The following is a 13,417-nucleotide window of genomic DNA, read 5'->3' on the forward strand; positions in this document are numbered from 1 at the left end:
CGGATCGTTGTCGTTGTCATACCGAGCCTACCCGTTCGGCGGCACGGCTTGAATACCCTTTACGGGGTAACCGCCTCGGGGCTTGCGGGATGATATCAAAGTGCCACCATGCCGTATGCGGCGCGCGGTTAGCCCATTTGGGGCATTGGTTCACCGGCCGTCGTCCCTCATGCTCCTTGTGATGCGCGTATCCAGCGGCAACAATGGTCCCGGGGACAAAGAACGTGAATAAATCGAGACGCAGGGACTGACCCATGCAGACAGTACTGATCGTGGAAGACCACGAAGAAACCCGCCAATGGCTTGCCGGGATCGTCAGGGACGCCTTCGCGTCGCCTGATTTGCTGGAGGCGGGGACGCTGGAGCAGGCGCGCGCGTTGCTCAAGCAGCGTACGGTATCGCTGGCCCTGGTGGATCTGAGCCTGCCGGACGGCAGTGGCATGCAGTTGCTGCAATCCCTGCAGGAGTCCAGTCCGGAAACCTATCTGGTGGTCACCACCATCTTTGATGACGATCGACATCTGTTCGATGCCCTGCAGGCGGGCGCCAACGGTTATTTGCTCAAGGATCAGCCGCGCCAGGTGATGGTGGACAGCCTGAGCGGTATTGCCAGCGGTCGCCCGCCCCTGAGCCCGGCCATCGCCCGGCGTATTCTGCGGCATTTCCAGCAGGCGCCGGTACGGGCGGTGGAAAACCCGCTTTCCGAGCGCGAGGTGGAAGTGTTGCTGCTGCTGGCCAAGGGCCTGGGGCGCAGCGAAATTGCCGAGCTGCTGAACGTGTCGGTGAATACCGCTGCCAGCCATATCAAGTCCATCTATCGCAAGCTGAACGTGTCGGGGCGTGCTGAAGCCACCCTCGAAGCCGTACAGATGGGCATTGTTCCGCAGTCACAGCCTCGCCGCTAGCGGCCGGGGGTCAATCGGAGTCACGCAATGTCCGAGGCGGCTGTGGAGGCACGCTGGCACCGACAACGGCGTCGTCTGGCCCCTCTGCCGGCCATGCTGGTGGGCGCCGTGCTCGCGCTGCTGCTCATGCTGCTGGCGTTGTTCGCGGTGCTCGGGCAGCCCTGGATGGGGGTCACCCTGGTGGCCGGCGAAAACGGCTATCCGGTCGTCCACAGAATCTCTCCTTTCAGCGAAGCGCCCCCGAGCCTGCAGACTGGCCAGGTGATTGTCGCTCTGGTGCACCCGGCGACCGGACAGGAAATTTCTCTGCGGGATTTTGTGCCGCGTCAGGAGCCGCCTTCCTTTCCCACCTATGCAGAGCACAACGCCTATATCCAGCGGGAGGGCCTGGTTGCCTCGGCCTTGCAGGGTGAGGCGGCAACGCTGCTGGATGATCAAGGCCGCAAGGTTCGCGTACCCTTGCAGGAGGACAGGCCCCTGCGGAGCGTGCCGGCGGATTTCTGGCTGTTCAATCTGTTCGGCATGATCGCCTGGACGATCAGTCTGGCGGTGTGGGGCGCGCGTCCGCGTCAGCTGCCGGCACGTCTGCTCTGCCTTTCCGGTGCCGGGTTCTTCATGGCGACCTTGTTTAACAGTGTTTATCTGGGGCGCGAACTTGCCCTGCCGGAAAGCAGCTTCCTGTTCCTGTCTCGCCTGAACAACATCGGGCTGGCCCTGATGCTGGTGTCGTTGTTGCTGCTGCTGGTGTATTACCCCCGTCGCCTGACGCGCCTGCCCGCCGGGCTGGTACTGGTGGGGCTGCTGCTGGTGTATCAGCTCAATGAGATATTCCAGGGTTATGAGTTTCCGCTGCATGCGTACTATGTGCCGGTGATGTTGCTGTATCTGGCCGGTACGGTAGCGGCGGCAAGTCAGTGGCGTCTGTCGCGCGAGCAGCCGCTGGATCGGGCGGCGCTGAAGTGGTTGTTCCTGTCGATCTTCATTGCCATGGGGTTGGGGCTGGCGATTTATTTTGTGCCCATCGCGCTGACCGGCGACACGATCTTTCCGCAGGCCGCGATGGTCGGTGTGGCGTCTACCCTGTATATCGGGTTTGCCTTCGGCGTGACCCGTTATCGGCTGTTTGATCTGGAGCGCTGGTGGTTCCGGGTGTGGGCCTGGTTCATGGGTGGGCTGGCCGTCGTGGTGTTTGATCTCTTCCTGATGGCTATTCTTGGCATGCAGCCGGTGGTTGCCCTGGGTGTTGCGGTGGTGGCGGCGGGGTGGCTGTATTTTCCGTTGCGCCAATGGGCCTGGCAGGCGATGTCCGGCACCGCCAACGCCTCGCCGGAAAATAGCCTGGTGGAAATGGTGGAGACCATATCGAGCGGTGTGGCGGCGGGCACGGCCGACCGGCAATGGCGGCGTCTGCTGCAACGCCTCTACGAGCCGGCGGGCATTACGCTCGTGGACGAGTACCTGACGGGGCCCCGCATTCGCGAGAACGGTGCCGCGATGGATGTGCCGTTACTCACCGGCCGCGGCGCCTTGCGCATGAACTTCGCGGATCGGGGGCGGCGATTGTATGGCCCCGGGGATGTCGAGCACGCCAGCGGATTGCTGATGGTGTCCAGACGCATCATGCGCGTGCGCCTGGCAGAGATCGAGGCCGCACGCGCTGAACGCGACCGGATCATGCGTGACCTGCACGACGATGTGGGCGGGCGAATCCTGACCCTGTTGCGCAATGCGCCAGACGAACACTTCGAGAATCTGGCCCGCAATGCCCTGCAATCCCTGCGTGAAACCATGCACGCGCTGGACGACGCGGCGATCTGTCGGCTGGATGACAGCCTCGATGACTGGCGGGCGGAGTGCCAGTCCCGCTGCCAGGACATGGGTATTCCCCTGCAGTGGCGCCAGGCCGTGCCCGCCGGAGACAGCACCCTCAGTATCCGTCATCACATCAATATCCGCCGTATCCTGTCGGAAGCGCTGACCAATGCCTTCCGGCATGCCGTGCCGGAAACCGTGAGCGTGGAGATCACCGGCGATGGCGGGCAACTGGGTATTGAAGTCATCAACAACGGCGTGGTGGTGGGCGACCGGGACGGTGGTGAGGTGGACGTGCTGGCGGGGCGCGGGCTGAATCACATGCGGACTCGCGCGGAAGAACTGGGAGGCATGTTCAGCTTCCAGTTGTTTGACGACGTCGCCCGTCTGCGCGCCAATGTGCCCTTGTCCGGGGTGACCTCGTGAGCTCGATCATCAACCGTCCGGGGCTTCTGGCGCCGCGCACGCAACTTCTGCTGCTGTGCATGCTGGCGTTGCTGGCCACCCTGCTGTGCACCTTGTGGGTGGCCACCACGCCGTACCTGGGGCTGGACCTGGTCAAGACCGAGGAGGCACCGGGCGTGCGCGTCCAGAGCCTGCAGCCCAACTCGCCGAATATATCGAGGATCAGTGCGGGCACGGTGCTGGTGGCGGTATGGCGTGATGGTGTTCGGGTGCCGCTGCATAACGACACGCTGATTGAAGACCCTGACCTGCTGGATTACGCCAGCTATAACCGCTTCCTGCGTGAACAGAGTCTGCTCTGGCAGGCCCTGGCTGATCCCCCGCTGGTTGTGGAAACCGACCAGGGTGCCCGGATCGAGTTGCAGGTGGACCAGCCCTGGTGGTCCCCGGCCATGACCTACGCCTTGCTGCATGGCTTGTACGGCTGGGTGGCCTTGCTGGTGGCGCTGGGTATCTGGGTCTATAACCCGCAACGGACCGAAACGCGCCTGTTTGCCGCCTCCGGTGTCGCACTGTTCGCCACTACGCTGACACTGGCCTCTTATGGCGGCCGTGAACTGGCCTTGCCCGGTAACGTGATTGCCGCGCTGATGTCCGTCAATCACCTTGCTGTGCTGATGGTGTGTGCCACCTTGTCGGTGCTGTTCTGGGTTTACCCGATACGTCTGGGGCGTGCGCCGGTACCGATGATCGGCGTATTGCTGGGACTTGCCGCCTGGGTGGCGGATCAGTTGCAGTTTACCCCGGGGCCGCAGTACACCATTTACAGTACCATCCTGGGGGGGTTCGTCTGCGGTATCATCATCATGGGCCTGCAATGGCGCGCGACCCGTGGTCACCCGCTGGAGCGGGCAGCGCTGAAATGGTGCTTCCTCTCGATCTTCGTGGGCTCATTGTTGATGATTGCCCTGATCATGCTCCCCGCTGCCGTGGGGGGGACAAGAGCGGTGCCGCTGGTCATCAGTCTGGCGTCGGTGCTGGTGTTGTATCTGGGGCTGGCGGCGGGCCTGCATCGCTACCGCCTGTTTCATGTCGAACGCTGGTGGTTCCGCACCTGGCACTGGTTCTTCGGCGGTGTGCTGGTGCTGGCACTGGACGCCCTGCTGGTGTTCGTGATCGGGCTGGCGGGGGGGATGGCGCTGTTGCTGTCACTGGCGATTGCCGGCTGGGTCTACTTCCCATTGCGTCAGTGGCTCATGGGCCTGCTCGGTCGCTCCGACCAGCGTCCGCTGGACACCACACTGCGGCAGCTGGTCAACAACCTGTTCGCTGCCGACAGCGAAGCGCGCATTCGCAGCGCCTGGCCTGATCTGCTGCGACGCATGTTCAATCCGTTGCAATGTTGCGCCGTGCACATGCCGGTGGCGGGGGATATTGCCGTATCCGAGGATGGCGCCCGGCTTTACCTGCGCGCGCTGACGCCCGCCGATGCGGATCTGATGCTGGAGCATCCGGATCGCGGCGGCCGCCTGTTCAACCCCGAGGACCTGCGCGTGGCCCGCCTGTTGCGTGATCTGACGGACAAGGCCGTGGAGGCGGTGCGTGCACGCGAACTTGGCGCGGAAGCCGAGCGCCAGCGCATTGCCCGTGATCTGCATGACGATGTAGGGGGGCGCATCCTCAGCCTGCTGCGCAACGCGCCGGATGAGCGCCAGGAAGGCCTGGCGCGCAATGCGCTGCAATCGCTGCGCGAGGCCTCGAAGGCACTGGATCACAGCGCCAGCAGCCGCCTGAGTGATGGCCTGGAAGACTGGCAGATGGAGTGCCGGGCCCGGTGTGGCGAGATGCGGGTGCCATTGCAGTGGCTGCAGAACGTCAATGCCGAGGGCGCCGACCTGTCGGTGCGGCATAACATCAATGTGCGGCGCATTCTGTCTGAAGCCCTGACCAACGCGTTTCGTCACGCGGCCCCGTCGCGGATTACGGTGCGGGTCGGCGGGGACGCCTCGGGTCTGACCCTGGAAGTGGTCAACGACGGGGTGGGAGAGATGGCGATCGAACGTGATGTGCTGGCGGGGCGCGGCCTCAACCACATGCGTACCCGCGCCGAAGAACTCGGCGGTCGGTTCAGCTTCGAACTGGATGAGCAGCAGGCCCGGCTGTTTGCCGATATCCCGCTGGGCCAGGTCTGACGCCCGGCAGGTGCGCCGGGCGCGCCATCAGCGGCGGAACAGGCGATCCAGGGCACGATCCACGGTGCGGTCAGTCGCGTCGTCGGTTTCCTTGTTCACCCGGCGATCAATCCGCTGCTGCTGTCGGCTTTGCTGCCGCTCCGCCCGTTCCTCGGCATACCCGGGGCGTTCGGCCTCCCGGTCGCCCCGCTGGCGGTCATCCGCCTGCGCCACGCCGCTCAGCGTGACACACAGCAACAGAGCAAGAGTGCGATACATGGGTTCTCTCCTGGACAAGGTGGACTGTCAGTCTGGCCCCTGGGCGGGTGAGCCGCCTATCACCCGTTCAGGGGATGGCCGTCACCCGGCATGGTGCTCAGGCGCAGCGTGTCAGGTCGCGACACATGCCCCGGTAGCCGGTATATACTGCGCGCCGTTGGCATGATGGTTTCAAGCGGAGAGGCACGGCATGAATACGCTGGTACTGAACGGGTGGCGTGAGCGACTGGGTGACTGGATCGAGTCGGCGGCGGTGCGGCACTTCATCACCGCGCTGATCGTCGTCAACGCCATCGTGCTGGGGGTCGAGACCTCGGCCACGGCGCGGGCGGCGGCCGGTGAGCTGCTGGCGCTGCTCAATGGCGCCATCCTGCTGGTGTTTGTGGTGGAGATTCTGGTCAAGCTGGTGGCGTTCGGCCCGCGATTCTTCCGCTCCGGCTGGAATATCTTCGACTTCCTGATCGTGGGCATTTCACTGGCACCGACCTCCGGGCCACTGGCGATCCTGCGCAGCCTGCGTATCTTGCGGGTGCTGCGCCTGCTGTCGTCGGTGAAGCGGCTGCGCATGCTGGTGGAATCGCTGATGCATTCGCTGCCCGGTATTGGCTGGACGGCGGCCCTGTTGCTGATGATGTTCTATATCTTCGGCGTGATGGGCACGGAGCTGTTCGGCGAGTCGTTCCCGGACTGGTTTGGCACGCTGGGCGCCAGTATCTACAGCCTGTTCCAGATCATGACGCTGGAGAGCTGGTCAATGGGCATTGCCCGGCCCGTGATGGAGCAGTACCCCTATGCCTGGGTGTTTTTCGTACCCTTTATTCTGATTTCCAGTTTCATGGTGCTGAACCTGTTTATTGCGATTATTGTCAGCGCGACGCAGGAAGTGCATGAAACCGAATTGCGCGCCGAGCGGGAGCTGGAAAACAAGCGTGCGCATGACGAGCGGCAGGAGATGCTGAACCTGTTGCGTTCAGTTGAGCAGAAAGTGGCGCTGCTGGAGTCGCGTGTGTCGTCGGATCAGAGTCGATTCACGGATCAGGGTTGATTCACGGATCAGAGTTGATGCGGTTGCTGGCACAGTTCAGCGCGCAGGGTAAGCAGTGCGGCGGTGAGCAGGCGTATGCTGTCGTCGCCGAGGTGATAGCGGCCGGCCAGTTGCAGCGCCATGCGGCCCAGCATGCTGGCGCTGCTGCGGGCGCAGACCAGCACGCCATCAATACGGTAGGCGACCACGTCATCGCTCAGCAGCGGTGAGGAAACAACATGCCCGTCGATATCTACCGGCGTGGCATGGGCATCCAGCCAGTCATCGATGGTGGCCATTTCCTGCGGTGTGAGGCTCGCTTCCGGGAAGGATGAACTCCCGGGGAAGGGCTGCACATTGTTGAGCGAATGATTTGGCATGGGCACACCCGGTTAACGATCATGTGATCGTGTCGGTAAACGATGATGTCAGCATGCCTGAACCCACAGGGCCTGTCGCGTGTACTTCTGTTAAAGCTGCCTTTCCTTTATTTCGCTCTGTAGACCAGTTGTTGCGTGAGGATATCCTCGTAATTGCGAATGCGCTGGAGATACTGCACCGGCTCACTGCCCCGTGCGTAGCCGAAGCGCAGATGACGGTAATACTCCGGTTGTGACAGTTTCGGCAGCACGTCTCGTACGTCCAGCCAGCGATCAGGGTTGCCACCAGCATGTTCGGTCAGGATGCGGGCATCGTTCAGGTGACCCATGCCGACGTTATAGGCGGCCAGGGCGAACCAGGTGCGGTCGGGCTCTTCGATGCGTTCCGGCAACCGGTCGCGCAGGTTGGCCAGATAGCGGGCGCCGCCGTCAATGCTCTGGGCCGCATCCAGACGGTTCTCCACGCCCAGTTCACCCGCCGTGCGCAGGGTCAGCATCATCATGCCGCGCACGCCGGTAGGGCTGCGGGCCAGCGGGTTCCAGTGGGACTCCTGGTAGGCCTGCGCGGCGAGCAGGCGCCAGTCAAAGCCATGGGCCTCTCCAGCCTCTTCAAACAGCGCCCGGTACTCCGGCAGCCGCTCGTCGATACGCCGGACAAAACGGGCGATGTCCACGTAATCGAAGATCTCGGCATGGGCGTAGTAGCGCGCGGCCACCATGGTGATCAGCGCCTCGTCATTGGCTTTTTCATACCAGTCGTGCAGGGCGTCACGCAGTGCGTCGGCGCCCTTGGGCAGCAGCCACACCAGCTCTTCCGGCTCGTTCAGGGGAAAGCGCACGCTCAGTTCGGGGAAGTAGCGGCGATTGATGGCGACAATATTGGAGTCTGCAACGGTGCAGTCCACCTCACCTTCCCACACGCGCTGCAGAATCAGTTCGGTCGACAGGCTGTTGTCAGTCTGCCAGGTGAGATCGGGGTGTTCGGTGTCGCGCAGGTACTGCAGGCGTTCGTCATAGCTGGAACCGCCAATCACCAGCAGTGACAGGCCGACCAGATCGCCCGGATTGCGTGGCTGGGCGCCGGAGCGGTGACACACTACCTGTTGCTGTACCTCGTAATAGCCGGGCCCGAAATCGAACTGTTCGCCCCGGCTGTCCAGCCGTGTCAGGCCTGCGGCCGCCATGTGCGCCTTGCCGTGGGCCAGTTCCTCCTGGATGTCCTGGATGCTGTGCACCAGACGGAAGCTCACCTCGACACCCAGGCGCCGGGCAAAGTCCTGCACCAGATCATGTTCGAAGCCGATGGGCTGTTCGTCGCGGTCGATGAAGTAGGTGGTCGGGGCGTTGCGGGTCAGCACCACCAGGGTGCCGCCGTCCCGAATCGCCTCCAGGGAGGTGGGCAGAGGTCGCTGCCGGTCGCAGCCGACAAGGGCGAGCAGTGCGGCGGCTATCGCCAGGCCACTGGCCTGGATAGTGAACTTCAGCCCCATGATGTGATCCCCGGTGCGGTAGTGGCTGCAGTATTGTGGCCTGTGCGAGGGCCGGGGCCAAGCAGGCGACCTGCCAGGGGCATGCTGACGGCTTCCACCGGCTGGCCTTTGCGGCGATGATGGGGCCTTCCCGGAATCAGGAGCTGGATGATGCGTGTGATGTCCCTGTTGGCGGCCAGCCTGTTGCTGGCGGCGTGCCAGACGGCCGATGTGGTGCCGCCCGAGGGTGCCCGGGTGTGCGACAAGCCGGATCTGCCGCCGGAGAAAGTGGCGTGCCCGATGATCTATAACCCGGTGTGTGGTCTGGATGCCGCAGGTGCGCAGGTGGGCACCTACGGCAACAGTTGCCAGGGCTGTGCCCAGCCGGGGGTGATCTTTTACCGGCCGGGCAGATGTGAAGAGCAGACCCTGTAAGGCGGATTATTCCGGCAGGATGCGCAGCAGCTTGCCGTCAGTGGAGTCGGTCAGCAGGTAGAGAAAGCCGTCTGGCCCCTGACGCACTTCGCGGAAACGGTGGCCACTGTCGGCCAGCAACTGCTCTTCTTCCACTTCGGTGGTGCCGTCAAAGCGCACCCGGGCGACATGTTGCCCCGCCAGGGCGCCGACAAAGATGTCGCCCTGCCAGTCGGGAAAGGCGTCGCCCGTGTAGAAGGCCATGCCGGAGGGAGCGATGGACGGCGTCCAGTGCTTCAGCGGGGGCTCCATGCCCTCCATCTCGTCAGGGCCGATATATTCGCCGCTGTACTCCACGCCGTGGGTGACTTCGGGCCAGCCGTAATTCAGGGCAGGCTGCACCAGATTGATTTCATCGCCTCCCCGGGGGCCGTGCTCGTGCAGCCAGACCTCGCCGGTGGTCGGGTGCAGGTCCAGCCCTTGCGGGTTGCGGTGGCCATAGCTCCAGATCTCGTCACGCTTGTCGTCATCGCCGACGAACGGATTGTCGTCGGGTACGCGACCGTCATCGTGCAGGCGGATCATCACCCCGGCGTGGTCGCCCGGGTCCTGGGCTCGCGGGTCTTCACCCCGGTCGCCGATGCTCAGGAACAGATAACCGTCGTTATCAAACAGCAGCTTGCCCGCATGGTGGCGTCCGCCGGTGGCGCAGGCGTCCCCGACAAATATGTCCTCGAAGTGCTCGATGCTGGTGCCGTTCAGCGTGCCATAGCCCACGGCCGTGGTGGCGCCGCCTTCATCGCAGGCCCTGGCGTAGCTCAGGTAGACGCGCTGGTTGTTGTCAAAGTCCGGGTGCAGCGTGACTTCCAGCAGGCCACCCTGATTCTGGACCACGCTTTCGGGTACACCGCTCAGGGCTTCGCTCAGGCCGTCCTCGCTGAAGCGGCGCAGTGTGCCGGCACGCTCGGTAATCAGCAGGTCGCCTTCCGGCAGAAACGCCAGCGACCAGGGGTGGTTGAGGCCGCCCGCCAGCTCTTCCAGTACGAAGTCATGGTATTCGCTGGCATGAACGTCACGGGGGGCGCCGCTGGGCACCGCCCCGGTGATCCCGGTTGTGTTGTTTTCGCCGCAGGCACTGACCACGATCAGGCCCAGGGCACCTGCAGACAGCCATAGCCACCGCATAGCGCAGTCCTCCCGATGAGAGCAAGAAAAACAGTACGGTAAAGCGTACCGCATCAGCCGCAGCGGAAGCGTTGACGGAGGTAAGGATTGGTAAAATGCGACCCCCGGCCGGGGGTCGCAGACGGGACGGGTGGCGGATTTACCGGCGGCTGCGGAATTCCACGGCCTGCTGGAAGGTGGGGCGATTCTGCCAGTGCGTGGGGCGCACGGAAGACAGGCCAATGGCGCGATGCTGGATGGCGTCATCGAGCATGTTGACGGACCAGTTGTCGCGATTGTCGAGACCACCCAGATCGTCAATGGCATCCACCAGACTCAGCATCAGCGCCGTGCGGCAGGCGTCGGCGTTGTTGCTGTCGGCACAGCGCAGCGCGCGGTAGGGCGCGGGCGACTGGCCCAGAGCCATGTCCAGCGTGCGGCGCAGATAACCGTAGTAACCTGACTGATAGGCGGACCCCATGTCGCCCGGACTGTTGTCACGGCCCACAGGGGCCAGGTTGCCGGCGCCGGTGCTCTCCAGTGCGGTGACCTGAGGCAGCAGGCGTTCGATCATGCGCGTGTACCAGGCATCCATCAGCGCCACGGCGGCCTCTTCATCGTAGCGGCCGTCGTTGTTCCGGTCGCGGCGCCAGGCGCCGTTATCCATCCAGCCTTGCAGCAGGTTCAGCGCTTCGCTGATGTCGGCGCTGATGCTGCCCAGGTTCAGCAGGTCGATGGCGGCGGGCAGGATTTCCTGGCCGCGCAGGTCGGTCACCCCGGCGTCGGTCATGATCTCGGTCAGCCGGGCCAGCGTCACGTTGCCCTCGGCCACCAGTTGCGTCAGCCGCACGTCGAGCATGTCGTTGCGATGCACCAGGGTGTAGGTGCTGTTGTCGTCGGCGGACCACCAGTCTTTGGCCGGGCGATTGTTCCAGCTGGCCAGATAGCCCCGCGGCGGGTTGGTGTCCTGCGGCAGGTCCTGCAGTGACAGGAAGCCGGTCCAGTCGGCGCTGCCGTCACCCCACGACGGCAGATCCGGGTGCACGCCAGCGGCGCGGCGCGGATACAGGCCGGTGTGGATGAAGGCGATATCGTCGGCATCGGCATAGAACCAGTTGAAGCTGCCGGTGGTGGCGCTGAACACTTCCTTGAAGCTCTGCGCATCGAAAACGTCATTGCGGGTGGCGCGCACGAACGGCAGGGCGGTATCCAGTTCGGCAAAATAGGTGGCGCGCTGGCGCGCCAGCGCCACGGGCTGGCCGTTGACCGCGGCGAAGCCGAGAATCGGGCCGTAATCCTCGCTGCGGATCACATTGCGCCGAACGATGAAGTTCTGCCCGGTGGCCAGCGGATCATCCATGGGGACGGCCAGGTTCCATTTCGCAGCCCAGCCGTCGTTGATGACATCGAAGGCCTTGCACTGGCCATTGAACTGATAGCCGCCCTGGGGATCGTTGCTGCCGTTGGGCGCGCACAAACGCAGCACACGCACGTCGGTGAGGTCGGAGTTGCCCGAGGTGGCGCTCCAGGCGAAGTCCGGACCGCGGCCGATGACCACATAAGGCAGGCCGGTGAAGGTCATGCCCCGGGTGTTGATATCGCCGCCATGCACGGACATTTCCAACAGCAGTTGCGGCACGAAGTAGCTGGTCTGTGGACCAAAGACCGCCAGCGGGTGGCCACTGGCGGTGTGCTCGCCATTCACCAGCAAGGCATTGGACATGGTGCGCGGGAAGTCATCGCGCAGACCGTCCAGCACCGCCAGGGTGGCGGTCACCCGCTCGCGGGCTTTCTCGTACACGGCGTCGTCCACCTCAGCCACGTGCTGTGCCGGGTTTTCACGCAGGCCCATGGCGTTCAGCGTGCGATCGAACCAGTGGCCGATGCTGGCGAGCATGCCGTCACCCGGCGCGTTCTCCACCACGGCCAGCGACAGGAGTCCACGCAGCAGGTTCAGTGTGCCTTCGATGATCACTTCGATCACGCCAGTGCCGGGCAACGACGGAATGGCGCCGTCGATGCCGGGGCATTCGGCCTGGCCGGGGCGGCCACAGGGCTCGAAGTCGATCGGGCTATGCGCCTGGAAGCTGCCGGCATCAAACATGACTGCTGCAGGAAACTGTGCCGCAAAGCCAGGCAGCAACGGGCAGGCGTCTTCATCGATGCGCGCCGGGGACTGGGTGGCGAAACGGCGTTCGGTGGTCACCGACGATTCCGGGTCGTTGGCGTGGCGCAGGTCGCGCCACAGATCGCAGGCTTTCTCGGGGTCATTGGTTTGCGCCAGCAGTTCCTGAAGCAGCAACACGTTGCGCTGCTCCTGGCCGCCGCCGCCCGCGAAGATGCCCTGGATCAGGGTGGCGATGGCTACCACATCCTCGCGCACAAACGGCTCCAGGGTGACGCCCAGGCCGACATATTCGATCGGCACCTGGAGCAGGCCCTGGCGCGCGCCGTCCACATAACGGTTGAGGCCCGCGACGAAGGCGTCGGCATCCACCAGGATCTGGGCGCCATCTTCGCCCAGGGTGCTGGCCACATTGGCCACCTGTGCGGTCAGGTCGATTTCCCGGTAGGGCGCGTTTTCCGCGATATCGATATCGAAAGAGAAATCCGCCGGGCCGAGAAACTCGGACAGGCGGCCACGCCCGGCGCGGCGCAGCACGTCGAGCAGGAACAGGCGGTCTTCGGCGGTGACGTACCCCATGCCGAACAGGGCATCGGTGCGCTGTTGGCCGAAGATATGCGGCACGCCGAAATCATCTCGCTTGATCTGCACGCTGTAATCGCCCTGGGCCACGGTGTATTCACGGGTCCAGTTGCCGGCATCCGGCGCCAGCATGGGCGCGGGCTTGAAGTATTGCGTCAGCTGGTCATCGGTCAGCCCGGGCGGGCTGAAGACGATGTTTTCATACATGTCCAGCTGGTCGTCGAAGTGGGGTTCCTTGAACAGTGCGGGGGCCAGGCCGAGCTGACTCAAGCCATCGTCCAGCAAGGTCGCCAACAGATCGCCCAGGCCGGGAATATCGCCCAGCAGGTTGCTGACGCCGCCGTTGTCGTCCTGCCCGGGCGGCAGGATGTTCAGCACGGTGCCATAGTCAGCAAAAGGTTGCGTCACCGGCACCGGAATGCGGTTGCCGCTGCCCGGGCCGCCGGGGTCACGCGGGTCTTCGCCACCCACGCCGTCATTCAGGCTGCCGCCAGAGGAGCCGCCACAGGCGGTGAGCGTCGCGGCGGTGGCCGCGAGGGCCAGGGCCAGCAGCGACGGAGCGCACTTGTTGATCATGTCCTTCTCCATGGGCGCCGTGCGGGCGGCGCCTCCTTCTTGTGCCGTTGTTGTAGGGGTGCGTCATAGCGCGGGCACAACGGTTAGTTGCACCATCGTGCAACTCTGGCA

10 protein-coding genes are annotated in these 13,417 nt (G+C 64.2%); 5 read left to right on the forward strand and 5 right to left on the reverse strand.

All coding sequences use genetic code 11. The features are described 5' to 3' along the window. Nucleotides 1–254 precede the first annotated feature (254 nt). Genes DKW65_RS00650 through DKW65_RS00660 form a run of 3 tightly spaced genes read left to right on the forward strand, consistent with a single transcriptional unit; the run spans nt 255 to nt 5,314 of the window. The gene (locus tag DKW65_RS00650) at nt 255–905 is read left to right on the forward strand and encodes a response regulator (RefSeq protein ID WP_111655436.1); all 651 of its coding nucleotides are present in this window, start codon (nt 255–257) and stop codon (nt 903–905) included. 27 nt (nt 906–932) lie between these two features. Then, the gene (locus DKW65_RS00655; RefSeq protein WP_111655437.1) at nt 933–3,143 is read left to right on the forward strand and encodes a sensor histidine kinase; all 2,211 of its coding nucleotides are present in this window, start codon (nt 933–935) and stop codon (nt 3,141–3,143) included. Further along, nucleotides 3,140–5,314 (forward strand): ATP-binding protein, encoded by a 2,175-nt coding sequence (locus DKW65_RS00660; RefSeq protein ID WP_111655438.1) that lies wholly within the window; start codon nt 3,140–3,142, stop codon nt 5,312–5,314. The genes DKW65_RS00655 and DKW65_RS00660 overlap by 4 nt, the downstream gene beginning before the upstream one ends. A gap of 27 nt (nt 5,315–5,341) precedes the next feature. On the opposite strand, the gene DKW65_RS00665 is transcribed toward DKW65_RS00660, so the two are convergent. Continuing rightward, nucleotides 5,342–5,572 (reverse strand): hypothetical protein, encoded by a 231-nt coding sequence (locus DKW65_RS00665; protein ID WP_111655439.1) that lies wholly within the window; start codon nt 5,570–5,572, stop codon nt 5,342–5,344. A gap of 190 nt (nt 5,573–5,762) precedes the next feature. On the opposite strand from DKW65_RS00665, the gene DKW65_RS00670 reads away from it, so the two are divergent. Further along, complete coding sequence (locus DKW65_RS00670) at nt 5,763–6,617, forward strand: ion transporter (protein ID WP_111655440.1); 855 nt, start codon at nt 5,763–5,765, stop codon at nt 6,615–6,617. Nucleotides 6,618–6,625: 8 nt separating this feature from the next. Here DKW65_RS00670 and DKW65_RS00675 read toward each other — a convergent pair whose 3' ends face one another. Both DKW65_RS00675 and mltF read right to left on the reverse strand, forming a co-directional pair. Continuing rightward, nucleotides 6,626–6,976: a hypothetical protein gene (locus DKW65_RS00675; protein ID WP_162925623.1), complete on the reverse strand. Its 351-nt coding sequence runs from the start codon at nt 6,974–6,976 to the stop codon at nt 6,626–6,628. 107 nt (nt 6,977–7,083) lie between these two features. Then, nucleotides 7,084–8,466, reverse strand: a complete 1,383-nt coding sequence (gene mltF / locus DKW65_RS00680; protein WP_111655442.1) for a membrane-bound lytic murein transglycosylase MltF — start codon at nt 8,464–8,466, stop codon at nt 7,084–7,086. A 147-nt stretch (nt 8,467–8,613) separates the two neighbouring features. Here mltF and DKW65_RS00685 point away from each other — a divergent pair, with 147 nt between their 5' ends. Continuing rightward, nucleotides 8,614–8,880 (forward strand): Kazal-type serine protease inhibitor family protein, encoded by a 267-nt coding sequence (locus tag DKW65_RS00685; RefSeq protein WP_111655443.1) that lies wholly within the window; start codon nt 8,614–8,616, stop codon nt 8,878–8,880. 6 nt (nt 8,881–8,886) lie between these two features. On the opposite strand, the gene DKW65_RS00690 is transcribed toward DKW65_RS00685, so the two are convergent. Next, entirely contained in the window at nt 8,887–10,044 is a 1,158-nt protein-coding gene (locus DKW65_RS00690; RefSeq protein ID WP_111655444.1) for a PQQ-dependent sugar dehydrogenase, read from the reverse strand. Between the two features lie 139 nt (nt 10,045–10,183). Next, nucleotides 10,184–13,306: a penicillin acylase family protein gene (locus DKW65_RS00695; protein WP_111657460.1), complete on the reverse strand. Its 3,123-nt coding sequence runs from the start codon at nt 13,304–13,306 to the stop codon at nt 10,184–10,186. Nucleotides 13,307–13,417 lie beyond the last annotated feature (111 nt).

The organism is Isoalcanivorax indicus, from assembly GCF_003259185.1.
GTDB lineage: Bacteria > Pseudomonadota > Gammaproteobacteria > Pseudomonadales > Alcanivoracaceae > Isoalcanivorax > Isoalcanivorax indicus.

Coding starts and splice junctions, on each gene's coding strand:
- DKW65_RS00690 (WP_111655444.1), bottom strand. CDS start 10,044: ATGCGGTGGCTATGGCTGTCTGCAGGTGCCCTGGGCCTGATCGTGGTC.
- DKW65_RS00650 (WP_111655436.1), top strand. CDS start 255: ATGCAGACAGTACTGATCGTGGAAGACCACGAAGAAACCCGCCAATGG.
- DKW65_RS00665 (WP_111655439.1), bottom strand. CDS start 5,572: ATGTATCGCACTCTTGCTCTGTTGCTGTGTGTCACGCTGAGCGGCGTG.
- mltF (WP_111655442.1), bottom strand. CDS start 8,466: ATGGGGCTGAAGTTCACTATCCAGGCCAGTGGCCTGGCGATAGCCGCC.
- DKW65_RS00675 (WP_162925623.1), bottom strand. CDS start 6,976: ATGCCAAATCATTCGCTCAACAATGTGCAGCCCTTCCCCGGGAGTTCA.
- DKW65_RS00670 (WP_111655440.1), top strand. CDS start 5,763: ATGAATACGCTGGTACTGAACGGGTGGCGTGAGCGACTGGGTGACTGG.
- DKW65_RS00695 (WP_111657460.1), bottom strand. CDS start 13,306: ATGATCAACAAGTGCGCTCCGTCGCTGCTGGCCCTGGCCCTCGCGGCC.
- DKW65_RS00685 (WP_111655443.1), top strand. CDS start 8,614: ATGATGCGTGTGATGTCCCTGTTGGCGGCCAGCCTGTTGCTGGCGGCG.
- DKW65_RS00655 (WP_111655437.1), top strand. CDS start 933: ATGTCCGAGGCGGCTGTGGAGGCACGCTGGCACCGACAACGGCGTCGT.